Source organism: Massilia sp. TSP1-1-2 (assembly GCF_049896185.1).
In the GTDB taxonomy this organism is placed as follows: Bacteria; Pseudomonadota; Gammaproteobacteria; order Burkholderiales; family Burkholderiaceae_D; genus Telluria_A.
This window is the reverse complement of the sequence record NZ_JAFCTU010000020.1, coordinates 83,955-102,929: the sequence shown is the minus strand read 5'-3', so window position 1 is coordinate 102,929 and position 18,975 is coordinate 83,955. Positions and strand designations below refer to the sequence as shown.

Below are 18,975 nucleotides of genomic sequence, written 5' to 3'. Positions count from 1 at the left end.
AAATTCCACCACAACAACCAAGATCAGGACATAATTTTTTCAAAAAACACACCCGACAAGTAGTCTGACACAGGGGGGACGCTAGACGAAATCAAGGTTGCCGACAGCGGCGGCACGCGCGTTGCACCGAAGGTGTCGGACATGATTAGCCGCTACATTATTCTGGAAGGCATGGTCTCCTACGCTTGCCAGAACGGCGTCAAGGGCGCTTTCACGGACCGTTACCCCTTCTACCCTTTGGACGTCAAGGGCCAGATCCCGGCTGCGGCGTGCACGGACGTCGCCCGTCGCATGGCGGACTTTCAAGCGCGCATGCTTGCCAACAGCAGCCGTAACCTGAAGTGAACCGGCCCCGGAGGCTGCGCCGCTTTACTTGATGCCGGACCAGCGGCCAGAGTGTCTTCGCACACTCTGAACAACCGTTTTCTTTCCTGGAATGTGGAGCCGGCGCACACTCAACAGCGGTAACGCTATTCTGACGCCTTGCCGCGATTCCCCGAGCGCCTGTTGGGCCGTGCGAAACGCTCCACTTGGTCGGGGTGAGAGGATTCGAACCTCCGGCCTCTGCGTCCCGAATAATGAGTACGAATTTCTAAGCCCTGTACCAAAGCGATTCTTCGCATGTTTTTCCGTGCAGTACTACACTCGGTACTACATTACTGACGAGTGAAAAAGCAACGAAAACCCCGTGTGCGGGCAGTGTCTATCTACAACCTCGCTGACAAGAGGGGGCAGTAGATAGCTGAACTGTTGCTTAAACCGACTTTCTATGAAGAGCGTCCGGAACGCAGCGGTCCACGAGGCGTGATTCACGCCCCAGCGGGCGTGGTCCTGTCGCGCCGGCAACGGCCTCGCGTGCTGTATACAACACCAGAGGACACTGCTTACTTTTCGTTCACCGTTATATTGCCCGACGTATAGAACGCAGACTTGGCGCGGGCACTGCGCTCGATCAGGTACAGCCCGCGCACGTTCTGGAAACTGCCGCTCTTTCCCAAGCCGTCGAAGTTGAAGGTAGCGCAAATGTATGACTTGTTGCCTTCGCGCGCCTCGCCCCATATTGCTTCATAGGGATTGAACACTGCAGGCGCCTTGCGCTTGTCAAGGCGAGTGACTCGTGCCAGCGGTGTTTCCTTCCCATTGAAAACCAACCCGAACGCGCGCGTTTTTGTCACCTCCCAGGTCCCGACCGTATCTGGTCCGTGACGGAGCGTGATATCGGTTTTTCCCGCTTCTTCATCCTCGGTTACCTGGAACGCGTCTGCCGGTATCGGCGTGTAATGCACCTTGGGCGAATCGCTTGTAGTGCGAAGGCAGGCGTCCACTACGGCAGGGCTCGGCTTAGCGTCTGCCTGCGCGCAGAGGGCGCCCAGAAGTAGTCCAGCAAGCAGTATCTTCACTTGTATTCCTTCGCGCCGGTGGCTTCCATATATGCCGGGTTGTGCTTCCAGAAAATCGTACCGCCATACGCGGCGGTGGAAATATAGATGTGGTCGTACCTGGCCACTTCCACGGTTTCCGAACTGATCACCTTTCCCTTCTTTTTCTTTACAACGGTCTTGGTGATGATGACCAGCTTCGTCGATTCCTCAATTTCATAGATGTTATGCGATGGATCGGAAAACTGGATCCCATGTTTCACTTTGAAATGATTTTTGTAATTGGACTTGATATCGGCACCGTCCCAAAAATAGCCGCCGTTGGACCAGTCCTTGCCATCGTTCGCGAGCGCCTGTTTGGCCGCGTTAAGCGCGGCCGTCATGCCTGCGTCCTTGGCGATGGCCGCCTCGCTGGCTTTCGTGAATTTCTTGTAGCGCGCGTTGCCGTCCTTGACCACGAACGAAAAAGTTTTGTCGGACGTAACGAACGTGTTCATGTCCAAATACCCGCGCGCCTTTCGCTGGCGCACCAGCACATTCGCGATGGCGCCGATTTCTTCGGCCACATCCTTGGGCGAGGCTTCACCATAGGACATGGCAGCCAGAATACGCACTTCCTTACTAATCTTGTCGGTGTCACTCATGCCCGCGATCCGCCATCCCTGTTAAGCCACGTGACAAGGCGGCTCGGTTCGATCCCCCTGATCGTGACGGTTTCTCCATTTGTGTAGGCGCCCGCTTTGGTATGCAGCACATCGGCCATGCGCAGGTCGTAACGGTAGGCATCGACTGGCTTGCCGTCTTCGCCGACAAGGCTGTAAAAATACTCGATTTCGATTTCGTCATCATTTTCACTGCTGGTCTGCGCGCCATTGCCGGAGGGTGCAGCGTGCGTTGCTGCCGTTGCCATTGCCTCTGCCGCGCCGGTGCTGGCCTTGGCCGCGCTGCCCGAACCCGAGCTCCATTCGACAATGTCGGTGGACTGGCCGGCCAACAGTACTGCACCGCAGGCCGTCTTCATGCCGGCCACCGCCACGCCTTTACCGTAAAACGTGGTGGTCAGCACGCCTTCTATGATCGGATAGGTTCCCTTGCACTTGGGGCAATGGGTCTGGTGGCCGATGAATGCAATCGGCTTGCCCATGCAGATATCAGTTGGCGATCCCTCCAACACGGTGCCGCCGTGGCTCGTCTTGTCGCCCATTCGAATGATTTCGCCTGCCATGCGTATCCCTTTTTAACCAGACCTGCCCGCCAGCCTCCTCATGATTATGATGCTCTTATGAGTAAAGTGCAATAAAAGCAAAATGGCTGACATGGCAATGGTGGTGCCAGCACTGCGGGCGGTGGTCGGGCAAGCAGTACGGGGCGGGGCGCTGCGGAAGCGGTTTGACGAACTCTCTCCCCCAGTGGGCAATGCCGCGACGGAAGTAAGTGGCTGGTGGCCAGGGCTCGCGCGAGGCGATGCGTTCGATCGGCGGCCAATCCCTACACTTGGTCGGGGTGAGAGGATTCGAACCTCCGGCCTCTGCGTCCCGAACGCAGCGCTCTACCAGGCTGAGCCAAACCCCGCCGACAGAATCATTACAGCAGAATTTTTCGCACCCTTCAACGGTCGCGCATCACGGAGCTTGGATCTGCTCAACGCTGCGCCGAATTTTCTACGAAGGGGGCCACAGTGAAATTTTCGGCGAAAAGCACGCTATTGGACGCCCGCTTTTTACCGGCCAACCTGCCCGATACCGCGGCGCTCAACGACGGGGCAAACAGGACACGCGAAAGATGGACGACGGTGTGTCAACCGCTATATTTGCCCGTAGCGAAACCCCAAACCGACCGCGGGCGCCAGCCAGAGTGCGAGCAGCAAGGCGCCATACCACAGCACCATCACCAGATTGGCAAGCGGCGCGGGCAGCCACCGTAGAAGCATTGCGTAAATGCGCATCATGTTCCTTTAAAGTCCCGCCAGGATGCGGATTTGCCCGAAAGCGTCAGCCAGCGAGTCGGTGGAGGTGAAGGCAAAGCTGACGATCACAAATTGCAGCGTTAACCACCAGCACGTAATGCGCCATGCCTTGTAATCGCGTAACTTTGCCGCGAAAGGGGCGTGCTTGGACCACAGGTGGGCGATGCCCAGGCCGAGCCCGTGAAAGGCGCCCCACAGCAGGTAGCGCGGCGACAGTTCGTGCCACAGGCCGAGCACCATCATGCCGCACAGGCTCGCCAGCAAATATTGATGGCTGCGCGCAAACACCGGCCGGAACACGAAATCGCGGCACCATTCGGACACCGTGATATGCCAGCGCCGCCAAAAGTCGGGCAGGCTGCGCGCCGCGAACGGGAAGCGGAAGTTTTCCGGCACCCGTATGCCCAGCAAGGCTGCAAACCCGATCGCGATATCGCAATAGCCGGAAAATTGCCAGTACAGGTCCAGGCCATAGGCCACCAGCCCCAGGTAAGTTTCGCACCAGGGGTCGCCGGTGAATCCTTGCAGAGCGTTGAGATTGCGGGCCAGCAGGTAGTTGGCGAGCAAAACCACCTTGCAATAGCCATACAGCATGCGTTCCAATGCGCGCGATGCGTCCTGGCTGGCCCATCGCGCGCGCATCAATTCGAGTCTGAAAGCGTCAAAACGCTGCACCGGGCCGACCGCGATCGTGGCCGGGAAGAGCAGGTAGGCCAGCGAACTTGGCATGCGCCCCTGGCTGGATGCGCCCTCGCCGTGCTCGGCAAGCATATGCCAGGCCTTCAGACTGACGAATGCGAACCCCAGGTAGGCAGCCATCCCGTGCCAAGCCTTGGCATACTGATATAGTCCGAACCCGAGCAGCAAGCCGGCCAGGCCGATGTTTTTGACCAGGGCGGCGCGCTGCCAGCGCGGGCCGCACAGCACGGCCAGCCACGCGACCAGCGCGCTCCAGGCGAGCAGGCTGGACCAGCCGTCGTGTGCCACCAGCGCCGCGCCGGCAGCACTCAGTACAGCGGGCCGCCAAGCAGCCGCTACACTCCAGTACAGCAAGATGGTACCCGCCATGAAGAGCAATCCAAAGCTGGTCAGCCAGACCATCAGGGTGCATCTTTCATGCTGGTAGCCAGTTCGTCCAGCCACCAGCGGCCGAACAAGCGACTGCCGGCGGCACTCAGGTGTGCGCCGTCGCAATACAAATCGGTTTGCCGGTGCGAGGGTGCCGTGTGATAGCTCAGCGCGGGGCCGGGCGGCAGGGCTTGGCGAAGGCGGGCAAACCAGTGTTCTTTTACGCTGGCCGTGCTCTGCTCCAGATCTGCATGGCGCGGAATGTCCAGAATCATGATACGGACGCCACGCCGCGCCAGGCGCAGCAGGCCGGCGACCAATGCTGGGTCGATCTGCGCCTGGGCGTAGGCGAGCTGCGAGCCGCGGAAATACTGGGCGCGCTGTAGCGGGCTAAGCGGCGCAGGCTGCGGCGCGCATGGCAGCGCATAATGCTGCGCTGCCATTGGCAACGCCTCTTGCTGCTGCACCGGTTGCGGCGGCAATACTCCGGGAACCAGTTTGGCCAAGCCGGCTTTGAGCGTTCCCTTGATTTCGATCGTCACCTCGTCGTTGCGTGTCCTGCCCGGATCCAGAAAAAACAAATTTTTTTCGATCACCAGAATGTCCGGCGGTGCGTGTTCGATTTCCGTCAAACTTGGCCCCAGTGCGCCAAGGCCAACATCTGTCTTGATCAGGCGCATCCAGTGCAACCCTCTTTGCTTGTATTGCTGGTCGAATTGCCCCGGCGGTGTGGCTGCCCATAGCAGCGAGGAGCCCAGCCCCAATACCCGGATTTCCCCGGCCGCGCGTGGCGCCGTTAACAGCTGCCTTGCCAAGGCGGCGCTCGCCAATGGATCGTGCGGGACGTTTAGCGAGGCGTGACGCAGGAACGCGATGGCGATAATGCCCAGCGCCAGCGCGCCGGCGGCGACCCACACGTACAAAGGAGGGGCCTGTCGCATCTCAGGCGCGCAGCCGCTTGACCAGCGCCACGGTCGCATCCATGCTTTCCATGCGCACCACATCGGACGGCTGCAGGCGGATGTCGAACATGCTTTCCAGGCCAATGACAAAATTGATGTGCGCCAGCGAATCCCAGCCGGGCGTATTGGACGGTCCCGAATCGGGCCGCAGCTGACCCGGCGCCAGGTTGAACAAGCCGGCGGCCAGCGCGAAAATTTGCGCCTGCAGGTCGCCGCCCGCGTCCGGCCGGCTTTCCTGGTGCAGCGCCTGCTGAAGCTGCCCCAGCATCACCTTGCCCGACGGCGTGCGCGGCAACTGGCTGACGAACTGTATTTTTTTCGGCAATTCATGCACGCCCAGGTGCAGCGCGCAATGGGCCAGCAGCTGCACGCTGTCGGCATGCATGCCGGGGCGCAAGACGACGCACGCGACCGGAATTTCGCCCCACAGCGCATCGGGCACACCAAGCGCGGCCGCTTCGATCACTGCCGGATGCAGCATCAGCACGCTGTTGATCGCTTCCGGCGACAAGTTGTAGCCACCGCAAATGATCAAGTCCTTGATCCGTCCCACGATCCAGTAAATACCGTCGGCGTCGCGCCGGGCCTGGTCGCCCGTGTGCAGCCAGCCGTCAATCAGCACTTTCGCGCTCGCTTGCGGATCGTCCAGATAGCCCTGCATCAGATTGGCGCCTTGCAGGCACAGTTCGCCATCCTCGTCACTGCCCGCTTCGCTGCCATCGCTGCGCAGGATCTTCGCGGCCATGTCACGCGGCATGCCCACGCTGCCGATCTTGTGGCTGGCCTCATCCGGGCCCGCGTACAGGCCGCAGCTCCCCGTTTCGCTCAATCCATAGGTGTTGATCAGCTTGACCTTGAAGGTGTCGCTAAAGCCATTCCAGACGGCGCTGCTCAGGGGCGCGCTGCAGGAAATGGCGAAGCGAAAATGCTCGGTCGCAAAATTTTCCGCCAGATGGCTGCCGTAGTGCTGCAGCAGCGCCAGCGCGGTTGGCGCCGCCACCAGGTGGCTGACCCGATCACGGTACAGGGCGATCAGGATGCGTTCAATTGCCGGGATGGAAAACGGCGCCGGGCGCACCAGCGTGATGCCGCGCCGGTAGCACAGCAGCAAGCCTTGCACCAGGCCGTCGGCATGCGACAGCGGCATCAGGTTCATCAGGCGGGCATCATCGTGCAGCGCGTACTGGCGCTCGATCGTATCGAGGTGGCTGTGCAGGGCCGCCCAGCTCATCTCGACCCCCTTCGGGCGCGCCGTGCTGCCGGACGTGAACACGACATAGGCGCTGCCATGCTGTTGCGGCGGCGGCAACACCGGTTCCTTGGGCCCGGCCAGCAAGCCAGGCCAACTGTCCAGGTCGGCCGGTGCGCGCCGTCCCAGCAGCTTGTTGAGCAGCATGCCCTTGCCGGCGCCGGCGGTCACGCGCAGTTGCTTTGCGGGCAGAGGCTGGCCGGCCCAGCGTTCGATCAGGGCGGCGTCGGCGATCATGCCGTCGATGGCGTGCGCGGCCAGGATGGCACCTACTTGCAGGGCCGGCGTGCCGGGATCGAGCAACAGCGGCAGCGCCCCCGCGCGCATGCAGCCGAGCAGCAGCGGCGCCGCATGGTGGTCGTCGGCCACCGCGAACAGGACCCGCTTGCCACCCAGTTCGCGCGCCAGCAAGTGGGCGGCAACCTGGGCAATTGCCTGTTCCAGCGCGGCGTAGGTCAGCGGGTGGGGGCCGCACAGAAATTGCAAGGCTGTCGGGCGTGGTTGAAACATGAGATTCCTGTTGTTAAAGAAGTGCTGCCAAGCCGCGCCGGTCCAGTTTTCCTGCGGCCGTTTGTGGCAACGCCGCGACCTGGACCACGACGCGCGGCAGGTAGGTGCCGGCGCTGCGGCTGCGGCACCAGTTGGCAAAGTCGGGCAGGTCGAACCCGGCGTCGGTGACGAGCAGGCTGACCAGCCCGTGCGGCCCCTGCACCAGCGCGGCGTCGCGCACGTGCGGGTGGCCGGCCAGCAGGCGCTCGAGCGGGGCCGGGTGGACCACTTCGCCAAATTCGTTTTTCAGCTGGTCGTCGCGCCTCCCCAGCAGCGTGATCCGGCCTTGGCCATCGTGGCTGGCGATGTCGCCCGTGTAAAACCAGCCGCCGCGCAGGGCGCTGCCGGCCTGGTCGCCCCAATAGGCGCTCAGTAACTGATTGCTGTGCACCCGTAATTGCCCGGCGATGCCAGGGGCGACCGGTTGATCGTCGTAGTCGCAAATTTGCAGCAGCGCGCCAGCGGGTCGGCCGCGCGCCGCTGCACCGCCGTCGTGCTCGAACACGAGGCACAGGCCGCCGGTTTCGGTGAGCCCGAAATAATCGACGATCTGCACCCGCATGCGCGCGCAGACCGCAGCGTGCAGCGCCGACGGCAAGGTGGCGCCGGTCGTGACGATCTGGCGCAGCGCGCTTGGATGGCAAGTCAGGTGCGGCGCCAGCCGGTCCAGCAGCGCCAGCCAGGCCGGGCCGGCAGCGAGCAGCGTGACGCCGTGTTCGGCGGCTGCCTGCAAGGTCGCGCCCGGATGGGCGCGCTGGGCCGCGCTCGGCAGGTAGACGGTGGCGCCTGCAAACAGGGCCGCCAGCGCCGGGTTGCGCAAGCCGCTCATGGTGTGCTGCTCGCCCAGGGACAGCAGGACGTCCTTGTCGTGCCAGCCAAATTCGGTAGCGGCCAGTTGGCCACTAAGCAGCAGCGCCCGCTGGCTCAGCACTACCCCTTTCGGCCGGCCCGTGCTGCCGGACGTGAACAGAATGACGGCAGGAGCGTCCGGGGCAACGGCCGGGGTGGCGGCGGCCGGCAGGTCCAGCCAGTCGGGCAGCAAGTGAGCCAGTTGCGGCTCGCCGGGCAGCGCGTCGCCGGCGTCGCCGGCACAATCGTCGAGCAGCAGTATCGGAGCGGCGGACAAGGCGGCAGCGGCGGCGCGCGGACGGTCCAGTATCACCAAGGCCGGCGCGATGCGTTGCAGCAGTTCGGTCAGCTCGGTCGGGTTCTCGGCCAGTTCTTTGCGCAGCGGCACCAGCACGCTGCCATTGCGCCAGATTGCCCAGGTCAGCAGAATGGCTTCCGGATGCGGCGCGCTCAGCATGGCCACCCGATCGCCCGCTTTGACGCCGAGCGCGAGCAAGCCGCGCTGCAGCGCCGGCACCAGCAGCTGGACCTCGTCCCAGCCGAACGCGCTGTCGTCAGCACCGGAAACGAGCAACGGCTTGTCGCCGTACAAGTCCGGCAGCAAGCGCCACAGATATTCAAAATTGCTTTCGCGCGGCAGGGGCCGCACGATCTGGTCGCTGTAGTACGACTGCAGCTGATGCATCGCGCCGCTCAGCGGCGCCACTTGCAGCATTTCCTGGGTCACCATGCGCCCGACCAGCAGCGCCACGGTCTCGAACGGCATAGCGAGGCGCTGCGCGGTTTCTTCCAGCGTCAGCAGCTGGCTCAACTGGAACAGGATGCGCAGTTGCGTAGCGTCGAGCCGCTGCATCCCCAGTGCGGCCAGGCGCTGGGCGTAGCAGGGGTGGCGCAGCAACAACTCTTCTGTCAGGCCGCCGAACGCATGCGGATCGGGCGCCGCGCTGCCATCAAGGCTATCGACGCGCAGCAAGGGATTGAAGACCGCCCGCGCGTGCGGCAGGCACAGATCCAGATTGGCGCTGCGCAGCGGCGCGCCGTCGAAGGCGGGCGGCACCAGCGCCACCAGCGCGTTGTAGTGGGGCGTCTCGGGGTCCGAGCGCAGACGCTCGCCGCCGGCAAACAGCACCGCTTCGGCCATCACCACCACGCTGCGCCCGGCCCGTGCGGCGGCCTGCTCAAAGCGTTGCTGGTAGCTGCGGCCAGGCACGATATTGCCGCCGCGTTCGAAAAAAGGTGTCGGCTCGCTGTTCGACAAATGCACATGAGGGAACACGATCACGCCGTCCGCGCGCGTCACGCGCAAGACTTCGCCGGCGAACATCGACGCCGCATAGCGGTGCAGCGAGTCCAGGCCGTGCACCAGCGCAAATGCGTGATCGAGGAAAGGCAAGCCGCCGCCCGGCGCGACGAAGATGACGTCGTGATTGGGCGCGCGGCGCGCGGCCGGCAGCCAGTGGGCATAGCCCGCATAGCCCAGCACGTCAAAATTGCCCTCCCAAATGGAAACGATGTGTTGCTCTGGAAACGCCGCCGCCAGCATTTCGCCGCTCCATCCGGTGCGGCCCCAGGTGTCGAGGATCGCGTCGCCGGGCTTCAAGCGCGGACGAATCAGGTCGAGCAGGGCGTAAAAGGCGCGCGTCGACTCGTTAAACGGCTGGAACGCGGCGTAGCGGTCGGGCAGGCGCCGCGTGTGGCGCTGGTGCACGAAGGACCGGTAGGCGGCCGACGCACCGAGTTGTTCCTTGGCTGATTCCGGGAGCGTGCCTGGCGCCGTGCAAGTGAACAAGGCGAAGCCTTCTGTCACGGGGACCTGGAGCGCACAATGCGGGCACGACAGCACGCCCGACATCAGGCGGCTGCCGGAATGCTGCGCCGATCCCGTGTGCAGGGCAACCCGGCAGGCAGGACAGGCAAGTAGCTCTAGCGTGGATTTCAACATGAAGGTGGGGAGCGGCGCGGCGTATGCCGATCGGTAATTGTGCCAAGGAGGTTGTGCATGATACGGCCTAATTTATTTCTGTCCAGTCGCGTGGTCCCGGTGAGGGCGGCTGGATCCAGGGCTTGGGTGGTCCGCGTTCGGTGGCCGTCCGTCACAAGCTTCGATGGCTGAGGAAAGCGCAAGTTGCTTATGCGCCGGAATGGCGGAAACCATGCTTGTTTGGAAGCGGACTAATGTCCGGTTGTGCCTTGACCGCGTGAACCGCCTGTGTATCGCTGCGCGGTCAGCCGCCACAGCCGCCTGTTTTGAGGCGCTGCAGCTAGCGGCACTATGACGGCTGCTCGTAGGTCGCCAGCTTCGCATCGACGAAGTCCGACATCAGGGCGCAATAGGCGGCGCATTCACCCTCCGGCATGCCGGCGAAATGCAGCGCCCGAATGCCGAGCAGCTCCGGGGATAAACATAATGCCAGGAACTGCGCCGAATAGCGCCGCTGCGCCGCGCGAAAGACGGCGGTGCTCTGTTCCATTACCTCGTTCAAACTGGCACCCTGCTCGTCGCTCCGGTAATCGTAGTCGCCGTTCTCCATGACGGCTATGAACATTGCGCGAAAGACCAGGAAGCTTTCCTGCGAGAGCGTAAGCTCGCGATCGCCATCCTCAATGGCCTGGGCCAGGGTATGGATTTGCGCGCCATCGATTTGCGCCACGTGGCCTGGAAGTTCCCCCGCGTAGCGCCGCAGCGCGGGCGCATCGCGGCTGTGCACTGCCAGATAAAAATCGCGCAATTGCGGATGGGGCGCCATGCGCTCAAGATGATCCCGGTGAATCAGGCGCCGCAGTCGCGCCTTCGCCAATTCCCAGGCATCGATCGCGGCGCGTTCTTGCCCGGTCCAGGCGTTGTCGGCCATCAGCCGGTGTGCATCCCACGCTTTCATCAGGCGCGGCCACATCACCACGCTCATAAAGCCGGCAAGGCCGTCAATTGGCACGCGCAGGATCGAATACGGCCCCCTGTCGTGTTCTATCCGCTGCCAAAACACAATGCCGTTCCCCGAGACCGTGACGATACCGTTCCTGCCATAGTCATCGTCGCCAACGGCATCCTTACCTGCCACGACCTGCAAGGGGCCAATGTCGTGGAGCCCGCGCGCACCATAGTCGCGCGCGATAATGGTGCGCAGTGCCGCAGCGATGGCGTCAACTTTGTCCGTAGTGAGCATCAGGTGAAACCCGGTCATCGCGATTGCGGCCGTGCTTCAATGAAGTTTGGAATCGTCGCCAGCGCGGCCGAGATTGGGCGGCGCGAAGGGTGTCTGTTAATGGTTGCGGTCGACCGCAAACGTGCACAGCTGCAGCAAGCTTTGTTTGTATACGCTGTCCGGCAAGCCGGCGATGGCGTCCGAGGCCCGCTTGGCGGCCACTTCGGCCGCGCGCCGCGTAAAGTCGAGCGCGCCGCTGCTGGTAATGGCCGCCAGGATGGCGTCGAAATGCTGCTCGTCGCCCTGCTCGATGCAGTCGCGCACCAGCTCGCGCTGTTCCGGCGTGCCGTTTTCCATTAGGTAGATCAGGGGCAACGTCGGCTTGCCTTCGCGCAGGTCGTCGCCCACGTTCTTGCCGATTTCAGTGGCGTCGCCCGCATAGTCGAGCACGTCGTCGATCAACTGGAACGCCGTACCCAGCGAACGGCCATATTCGCCAGCGGCCAAAATGTCGGCGTCGCTGGCGCCGGAAATGAGCGCGCCCAGTTCAGCGGCCGCTTCGAACAGCTTGGCCGTCTTGGAGCGGATCACCTGCAAATAACTTTCCTGGCTGACGTCCGGATCGTGCATGTTCAGTAACTGCAGCACTTCGCCTTCGGCGATCACGTTGGTGGCGTCCGACAGAATTTGCATAACGCGCATATTGTTCAAACCCACCATCATCTGGAAGGCGCGCGAATATAAAAAGTCGCCCACCAGCACCGAGGCGGCATTGCCGAACAGCGCGTTGGCCGTCTGGCGCCCGCGCCGCATCGACGATTCGTCCACGACGTCGTCGTGCAGCAGCGTGGCGGTGTGGATGAATTCAACCACCGCCGCCAGCTCATGGTGCGCCGTGCCTTGGTAGCCATACGCGTTGGCCACCAGCAGCACCAAGACCGGACGAATCCGCTTGCCGCCGGCACTGATGATGTACTCGGCGATCTGGTTCACAAGGCTGACCTCGGAATGCAGGCGCTCGCGGATCACCGTGTTGACCGCAGCCATGTCGGCGGCGATCGAGTGGGCGATATTATTTTGTGGGGCGGTAAGGATGGCGGCGGACAAGGCGAACCTGCAATAGACGTTGGGTGCGGGGATTATACGACATGGCCCGCGACGCCGCCGTGTTTGCAACTTGCAAGGCGTATAAACGTTGCAATCGCGACAATCCGGCCATGCAACAAAAGCGCCCTTGGGGCCGGATGGGCGCTCGTGCCGGCCGATTGTCCTATATGCTGGCAGGATGCATAGTGCAATGGTGCGGATGAGGCGACGATGCAAGGAGTTGGGCCTGGTCCTGGCGGCGCTGGCCCTTGCGTGGCCCGCCGTGGCGCAGGCGCAATCTTGCAGCCGCTCGATCAGCATGGCTACCGGGCGCTGGGAACCGTATGCGTATTACGATGCCGCCATGCATTTCACCGGAATCGATGCCGACATGGTGCGCGCCATCTTCAAGGAGGCTGACTGCCAGTTGATCGAGCTGGACTACAAGCCCGCCACGCGCAACATGACCCTGTTCGAACAAGGTGACATCGACCTGATGTCGGGCGCCTCGCGCACGCCAGAGCGGCTGAAACTGGCCCATTTCAGTCAACCCTACCGGGACGAGACGATCGGCCTGTTTGCGCTGGCCCGGCAGGCCGAGCGCTTTCGCGCCATTCGCAGCTTTCCCGACTTTTTGGCCGCGCCCGTATCGCTGGTGGCGCCGCGCGCCGGCTGGTACGGCCCGGTGTTCGAGCGCGAGGCCGCTGCCTTGCGCGGCGCCGGGCGCCTGTCGCGCTTTGGCGACTTTGCGCAGGGCATCCACATGCTCGCTGCCGGTCGCGTCAGTTTCATGCTGGGCGACGCTGCCGCAGCCGAGCACGCCGCTGTGCGCGCGGGCGTCCAGGTCCAGCCGCTCCCGTTCTGGGTGGTGCAGGCCCCCGTGCATTTGATGTTCAACCGTGCCACCGTGCCCCAGGCCTACGTCGAGCGGATTGACGCCGCCATTGTCTGCCTGCAGCGGCGCGGCGTGCTCGAGCGCATCCGCCGCTCTTACGGCGGCCAGTGAGTCAAGTTGTCGACATACCACGAACCAGCGGCGCTGTGCTTACCTTTTGACGAAAAAAAACAATCCATGTATAATCTGCGGTTCCCCCGGCTTAGGCCAGGGAAATCTTTTAACATTTGATGAGGTTTCATATCATGTATGCGGTCATAAAAACCGGTGGCAAGCAGTATAAAGTTGTCGCTGGCGAAAAACTTAAAGTAGAACAGATACCGGCAGACATTGGTTCCGAAATCACCATCGATCAAGTACTCGCAGTAGGAGCGGGCGACACCATTAAGTTTGGTGCGCCATTGGTCGAAGGTGCAACGGTACTGGTCACTGTTGTGGCACACGGTCGTCACGATAAAGTGAAGATTTTCAAGATGCGTCGTCGTAAGCACTACCAGAAACACCAAGGCCATCGTCAGAATTTCACCGAAATCCAAATCGTATCGATTAACGGCTAATTGCCGTTGCCCGACGTATCTCGTCCGGTTAACCAGCTATCAGGAGTAACAAATGGCACACAAAAAAGGCGGCGGCACAACGCGCAACGGCCGCGACTCAGAATCAAAGCGCCTTGGCGTTAAGGTCTACGGCGGCCAGGCGATCAATGCCGGCGGCATCATCATCCGTCAGCGCGGCACTCCGGTGCGCGCAGGCGAAAACGTCGGCCTGGGCAAGGATCACACCTTGTTCGCGCTGGTCGACGGCAAGGTCAAGTTCGTTGTCAAGGGTGCCGGTTCGAAGCAATTCGTCACCGTGATCCCGAACGAAGCGCCAGCAGCAGTGGTAGCAGCAGCGTAAGTTGGCAGTTCAGTTGTAAAGCGCGCCGTCATGGCGCGCATTTGTAAGGCGCGAGCCTTCAATCGAAAGGCTCTCCCCAAGGTAGAGCCTTTTTAGTTTTATGGCGGCAAAAATATGAAGTTTATCGACGAAGCAAAAATCGAAGTCATCGCCGGCGACGGCGGCAATGGCTGCGCCTCGTTCTGTCGCGAGAAGTTCCGCCCATTTGGCGGACCGGACGGTGGCGATGGCGGCAAGGGCGCGTCCATCTGGGCAGTTGCAGACCGCAACATCAATACGCTGGTGGATTTCCGCTACTCCAAAATGCACAAGGGCAAAGACGGCGAACCTGGCCGCGGCGCTGATTGCTATGGCAAGGGCGCGGACGACATTTTCATGCGCATGCCGGTGGGAACGCTGATCGTCGATAACAACAACGGCGAGATCATCGCCGACCTGACCGAACACGGCCAGACCGAACTGCTGGCCAAGGGCGGCGAGGGCGGCTGGGGCAACATCCACTTCAAGTCCTCGACCAACCGCGCACCGCGCCAAAAGGGCGAGGGCAAGGAAGGCGAGCGGCGCGAACTGCGTTTGGAGCTCAAAGTGCTCGCCGACGTTGGCCTGTTGGGCATGCCCAACGCCGGCAAGTCGACATTTATTACGGCCGTGTCGAACGCCAAGCCGAAGATCGCCGACTACCCGTTCACCACGCTGCACCCGAACCTGGGCGTGGTGCGCGTTTCGCACGAAAAAAGCTTTGTGATCGCCGACATTCCCGGCCTGATCGAAGGCGCCTCCGAAGGCGCGGGCCTCGGGCACCAGTTCCTGCGCCACCTGCAGCGCACCGGCCTGCTGCTGCACATCGTCGACATGGCGCCGTTCGAGACCAACGTCGATCCGGTCAAGGAAGCCAAGGCGCTCATCAAGGAGCTGGAAAAGTACGACGAGTCGCTGGTCGACAAGCCGCGCTGGTTCGTGCTCAACAAGCTCGACGTGGTGCCGGAAGAAGACCGCAAAAAGCTGGTCAAGGATTTCGTCAAGCGCATGGCCTGGAAGGGTCCCGTGTTCGAGATCTCGGCGCTGAACCACCAGGGTTGTCCTGAACTGGTCAACGCGATTTACCAGCACCTCGAGGCCAAGAAGCAAAGCGAACACCGCGCCGAAGAAACGCAGATGACCGAAGAAGCACGCGGCATTGCGTCGATCGATCCGGACGATCCGCGCTTCAAGATCCTCGATTAAGTGTTGTTTGTTTCAAAGTCCAGGACCGTAGAGCGCGCCACGCTGCTCAAGGTCGTTGCGCTCGTCTGTTCGCTGGCCGCCCTGTGGGCTCTGCTGGACCCGGACCGCATCGCGACGGGCCTGGGCATGTTACTCGTTGGCGTAAACGGCTACAGCCAGTTTTACGCCATGTACGTCGGCGTCAGGCTCGCTACCGCGGCCCTGGCGCTGTTGGCGGCAAGGCACGGCGACCAGCCACTGCTCGGCGATATCACAGCTTTGTTCGTCCTGGCGCAGCCGGTCGGCCGCTTCATCGCGGCCTTTGCCATCGGTCTGCCACAGGGATTTTTACTCGTCCTTTGCGGGCTCGAAGTGCTGTGCGGCGTCGCGCTGCTCGCCTTGCGCCCGCCCACGCCGACTCCGACCCGCCGATGAAATCCGTCATACAAACAGCCAACCGCATCATCATCAAAGTAGGCTCCTCGCTCGTCACCAACGACGGGCGCGGGCTCGATCACGGCGCCATCGCGCGCTGGGCATGCCAGATCGCCGCGCTGCGCGCGCTCGGCAAGGAAGTGGTGCTGGTCAGCTCCGGCGCGATTGCCGAAGGCATGCTGCGCCTGGGCTTTGAAAAACGCCCCACGGACATCCACGAACTGCAGGCCTGCGCCGCAGTCGGGCAGATGGGGCTGGCGCAAATTTACGAGTCGAGCTTTCGCGCGCATGGCCTGGGCACGGCGCAAGTGCTGCTCACGCACGCCGACCTGGCCGACCGCGAACGCTACCTGAACGCGCGCTCGACGCTGACCACGCTGCTGCGCCTGAAAGTGGTCCCCATCATCAACGAGAACGATACCGTCGTCACCGATGAAATCAAGTTCGGTGACAATGACACGCTCGGCGCGCTGGTGGCCAACCTGATTGAGGCCGATGCCCTGATCATCCTGACCGACCAGCACGGCCTGTTTTCGGCCGACCCGCGCAAGGATCCGAACGCGGTGCTGATCGCCCAGGGCAAGGCGGGCGACCCGGCGCTCGAAGCGATGGCCGGCGGCGCCGGCAGCAGCATCGGGCGCGGCGGTATGCTGACCAAGATCCTGGCGGCGCGCCGCGCGGCCGGTTCCGGCGCGCACACCATCATCGCCTGGGGCCGCGACAGCGATGTGCTCACGCGCCTGGCCGCCGGCGAAGCGATCGGCACCCAGCTCCTTGCGCAAACCGGGCGCCTGACGGCACGCAAGCAGTGGATGTCGGATCACCTGCATACCGCCGGCAAGGTGGTGCTTGATGCGGGCGCCGTGGCCAAGCTCACGCGCGAAGGCAAGTCGCTGCTGCCGATCGGCGTGATCGAAGTGAAGGGTGAATTCGGGCGCGGCGCCGTCATCACCTGCCTGGCCGAAGACGGCAGCGCCATTGCGCGCGGCATCAGCAACTACACCAGCACGGAGGCGCGCCGCATCATGCGCCGGCCTTCGTCCGAGATCGAAGCATTGCTCGGTTTCCTGGAGGGTCCTGAGCTGATCCATCGTGATAATCTGGTCCTGGTGTGAGCAACATGATCGAGCGATTCAAGGCGCTGTTCGCGCGCAAGGGCAGCTCGCCGGCGCCAGTCCCGGCGCCGGTGGGCGAGACGATCCTGTTCAATGCATACTGCACGCGGCTCGAGATCGCGCAGCCTGTTTTTGCGCACACGCTGCACGAGCGCTTCGATTTGTCCGATCCGGCGCTGCTGGCCGACCTGAACGATTTTTGCGGCTATGTATTGAGCCGCGGCGACGGCGAGATGTCACGCGACAAATACCACGTGATTTTGCACCTGCAGCGGGTGCAGCATCACCTGAGCATCAGCGTGAGCGTTGATGGTCTGGCGGCGTTTTATGCATGGGCCGCGCAAGCCAATGCGCTGCTGATCGGGCCGGACGGCAGCGTCACCGACCCGCAAGGGCGCGTGCTGGTCGGCGTGGACGACGGCAAGGCCGATCCGCAGGCTCGGCTGCCGTATCCCGAGCAGGCGCTGGCGCGCAAGGACGCCACCGTTGCCATGCTCGCCGCGCGCGGCGTTGACGTGCCCGTCACGCTGCCGCCCCTTGTGTGCGAAGCCGAACTGGCATTGCGCAGCCGGGACGAGACAGTCGAGCGTGCGCGCGCCTTGCTGCTCGTTGCGCTGCGCGCCGAGTCGGTCGCCTCTGGCGAGGCGATGCCGGTCGAGACGCTGCTTGCCAAAATGCCCCTGGCGGACGACGCGCTCTCGCCCCAGGAGCAGGCCTTCCTGGACCAGGAAGCGCCAGCGCAGGCCGATTGCGCCCAGTTCATCTGGCGTTACGAAAGCCTGTACCTGCTGGAATGGGCGCTTGGCCTGGTCGCTGAGCTGCCATATCCAACTGCGCCGGCCGATCCCGCCAACGTGGTGGCAACGCTGATCGAGATGCGCGGGCCGCGCCTGCGCCCGGCCGCCGAGATCCTCGATGCGCTCGACCTGCATTACCGCCTGCACTGGCATATCCGCCAGTCGCGCCTGAAAAACGGCGTTGCCCCCGCCGGACTCGATGCGGACGTCGTCATGGAACGGCACCGCGCGCTCAACTGGCTGGTGCGCTTCCAGCACGCACCCTGGGACCAGGTCGACACGCCGACCTGACCGTTCGTCGCCGCCAATTGCCGTTCAAGCTGTCCGCACTGCCGCCAGTCCCTTCGCCCGTGCCATTGCGCCGCGCCTCGTGTATTGTCCCGTTTCGATCAATCCACCCCGGGCCCCACATGAAAAAGCACGCTAGCGCTGCCGTCCTGTCCCTGCTTGTCTTGCCGTGCGCGGCCTTCGCCCAGCAGTCGAACGCGTGGGAAGTCGACGTGCGCCAGTTCGACACCCAGTACTGGAAGGCATTCAACGAGTGCGAGATTGAAAAGCTGACCGCCATGAACACCGACGACCTCGAGTTTTACCATGATGTGGGCGGCATCTCGAAGGGAAAGGCCATCTTTTCCGAATCGGTCGGGAAGAACATTTGCGGGCGCCCCGGCGTGCGCGTGCGGCGTGAAGCGGTCCCCGAGAGCATGCGTTTTTTTCCGATGCGCGACGGCGCCAGGCTGTACGGCGCGGTCGTCTCGGGCGAGCACCGCTTTTACGAAATACCCAAGGGCGGCAAGGAAGTGCTGACCGGCCAGGCGCGGTTCACCCACATGCTGTTGCTGGAGGGCGGCCAATGGAAAGTGTCGCGCGTGCTCAGTTTTGACCATGGGCCTGCGCGCCAGGAGTCGCCGCGCCAGGAGTCGCTGCGGGCCGAAGCGAGCATCAGCGCGGCGCAACTGGACCAGCTGGCCTGGCACTATGTCGAAAAAGACGGCGCCTTCATGGACGTTCGGCGCGACGGAAAGCGCCTGTCGGTTGCCAGCGGGCCGTCGGTGTTCGTGCTCAAGGCAGCGGACAAGAACGAATTTTTGTCAGCGATCGCTCGCTGACGATGACGTTCGGGCGCGACCCGGCCGGCCGCGGGCGCTCGCTTACGGTGCGCGAGGAAGGCAAGGTCGTGGCCGAGGCAGTGCGCCGCTAAGCTCACCAAAGCGCAGCCGTCGCGCTTCCAGGAGGTAGCGACGCTGCGTCCAAAAATGCCTGCGATGCGGATAGTGACGCGGACGCACAAGGAGATGTGAAACCGTTTGTGTGCTTGCGATAAGTTCCATTATTAAATCATGGCATGGTTCAGTGTCTACGCCGCAGAACCTCTCCCTTTG

Annotated in this window: 19 protein-coding genes and 1 tRNA gene; 9 read left to right on the top strand and 11 right to left on the bottom strand. The window is 62.9% G+C overall.

Annotated elements, in window-relative coordinates; all coding sequences use genetic code 11:
* Positions 1 to 141 precede the first annotated feature (141 nt).
* Complete coding sequence (locus ACP7BV_RS17575) at positions 142 to 345, top strand: hypothetical protein (RefSeq protein WP_426105643.1); 204 nt, start codon at positions 142 to 144, stop codon at positions 343 to 345.
* 539 nt (positions 346 to 884) lie between these two features.
* On the opposite strand, the gene ACP7BV_RS17570 is transcribed toward ACP7BV_RS17575, so the two are convergent.
* From ACP7BV_RS17570 to ispB, 11 genes are all read right to left on the bottom strand, one after another.
* Positions 885 to 1,400 (bottom strand): hypothetical protein, encoded by a 516-nt coding sequence (locus ACP7BV_RS17570; protein WP_426105641.1) that lies wholly within the window; start codon positions 1,398 to 1,400, stop codon positions 885 to 887.
* Positions 1,397 to 2,023 carry a hypothetical protein gene (locus ACP7BV_RS17565; protein WP_426105639.1) on the bottom strand — a complete coding sequence of 209 codons (627 nt, stop codon included), beginning with the start codon at positions 2,021 to 2,023 and terminating at the stop codon, positions 1,397 to 1,399. The genes ACP7BV_RS17570 and ACP7BV_RS17565 overlap by 4 nt, the downstream gene beginning before the upstream one ends.
* The gene (locus ACP7BV_RS17560) at positions 2,020 to 2,604 is read right to left on the bottom strand and encodes a PAAR domain-containing protein (protein WP_426105638.1); all 585 of its coding nucleotides are present in this window, start codon (positions 2,602 to 2,604) and stop codon (positions 2,020 to 2,022) included. The genes ACP7BV_RS17565 and ACP7BV_RS17560 overlap by 4 nt, the downstream gene beginning before the upstream one ends.
* A 270-nt stretch (positions 2,605 to 2,874) precedes the next feature.
* A tRNA-Pro gene (locus ACP7BV_RS17555) sits at positions 2,875 to 2,951 on the bottom strand.
* A 232-nt stretch (positions 2,952 to 3,183) separates the two neighbouring features.
* Complete coding sequence (locus ACP7BV_RS17550) at positions 3,184 to 3,327, bottom strand: hypothetical protein (RefSeq protein WP_426105637.1); 144 nt, start codon at positions 3,325 to 3,327, stop codon at positions 3,184 to 3,186.
* A gap of 6 nt (positions 3,328 to 3,333) precedes the next feature.
* Positions 3,334 to 4,413, bottom strand: coding sequence for an MBOAT family O-acyltransferase (locus ACP7BV_RS17545; protein WP_426105635.1), 1,080 nt, complete (start codon positions 4,411 to 4,413; stop codon positions 3,334 to 3,336).
* Positions 4,414 to 4,445: 32 nt separating this feature from the next.
* On the bottom strand, positions 4,446 to 5,330 hold the full coding sequence (locus ACP7BV_RS17540; protein ID WP_426105634.1) for a hypothetical protein: 885 nt from the start codon (positions 5,328 to 5,330) through the stop codon (positions 4,446 to 4,448).
* Positions 5,331 to 5,355: 25 nt separating this feature from the next.
* Positions 5,356 to 7,134, bottom strand: a complete 1,779-nt coding sequence (locus ACP7BV_RS17535) for an AMP-binding protein (protein WP_426105632.1) — start codon at positions 7,132 to 7,134, stop codon at positions 5,356 to 5,358.
* A gap of 13 nt (positions 7,135 to 7,147) precedes the next feature.
* Positions 7,148 to 9,964, bottom strand: a complete 2,817-nt coding sequence (locus ACP7BV_RS17530) for an AMP-binding protein (protein ID WP_426105631.1) — start codon at positions 9,962 to 9,964, stop codon at positions 7,148 to 7,150.
* A 328-nt stretch (positions 9,965 to 10,292) separates the two neighbouring features.
* On the bottom strand, positions 10,293 to 11,204 hold the full coding sequence (locus tag ACP7BV_RS17525) for a hypothetical protein (protein WP_426105629.1): 912 nt from the start codon (positions 11,202 to 11,204) through the stop codon (positions 10,293 to 10,295).
* Positions 11,205 to 11,282: 78 nt separating this feature from the next.
* Positions 11,283 to 12,272, bottom strand: coding sequence for an octaprenyl diphosphate synthase (ispB, locus tag ACP7BV_RS17520; protein WP_426105628.1), 990 nt, complete (start codon positions 12,270 to 12,272; stop codon positions 11,283 to 11,285).
* 199 nt (positions 12,273 to 12,471) lie between these two features.
* On the opposite strand from ispB, the gene ACP7BV_RS17515 reads away from it, so the two are divergent.
* The 8 genes from ACP7BV_RS17515 to ACP7BV_RS17480 all read left to right on the top strand — a co-directional run bounded on the left by ACP7BV_RS17515 (position 12,472) and on the right by ACP7BV_RS17480 (position 18,702).
* A complete protein-coding gene (locus ACP7BV_RS17515; RefSeq protein WP_426105627.1) occupies positions 12,472 to 13,257 on the top strand; it encodes a substrate-binding periplasmic protein in 786 nt (261 codons plus the stop codon).
* A 134-nt stretch (positions 13,258 to 13,391) separates the two neighbouring features.
* A complete protein-coding gene (rplU, locus tag ACP7BV_RS17510; RefSeq protein WP_038500602.1) occupies positions 13,392 to 13,703 on the top strand; it encodes a 50S ribosomal protein L21 in 312 nt (103 codons plus the stop codon).
* A 52-nt stretch (positions 13,704 to 13,755) separates the two neighbouring features.
* Complete coding sequence (rpmA, locus tag ACP7BV_RS17505) at positions 13,756 to 14,043, top strand: 50S ribosomal protein L27 (RefSeq protein WP_426105625.1); 288 nt, start codon at positions 13,756 to 13,758, stop codon at positions 14,041 to 14,043.
* Positions 14,044 to 14,157: 114 nt separating this feature from the next.
* Positions 14,158 to 15,267: a GTPase ObgE gene (gene obgE, locus ACP7BV_RS17500; protein WP_426105623.1), complete on the top strand. Its 1,110-nt coding sequence runs from the start codon at positions 14,158 to 14,160 to the stop codon at positions 15,265 to 15,267.
* Entirely contained in the window at positions 15,268 to 15,681 is a 414-nt protein-coding gene (locus ACP7BV_RS17495) for a DUF4345 family protein (protein WP_426105622.1), read from the top strand.
* Positions 15,678 to 16,796: a glutamate 5-kinase gene (gene proB / locus ACP7BV_RS17490; RefSeq protein ID WP_426105621.1), complete on the top strand. Its 1,119-nt coding sequence runs from the start codon at positions 15,678 to 15,680 to the stop codon at positions 16,794 to 16,796. The genes ACP7BV_RS17495 and proB overlap by 4 nt, the downstream gene beginning before the upstream one ends.
* A 5-nt stretch (positions 16,797 to 16,801) precedes the next feature.
* Entirely contained in the window at positions 16,802 to 17,884 is a 1,083-nt protein-coding gene (locus ACP7BV_RS17485; protein WP_426105620.1) for a DUF4272 domain-containing protein, read from the top strand.
* A gap of 119 nt (positions 17,885 to 18,003) precedes the next feature.
* Positions 18,004 to 18,702: a nuclear transport factor 2 family protein gene (locus tag ACP7BV_RS17480; protein WP_426105619.1), complete on the top strand. Its 699-nt coding sequence runs from the start codon at positions 18,004 to 18,006 to the stop codon at positions 18,700 to 18,702.
* Positions 18,703 to 18,975: the final 273 nt, after the last annotated feature.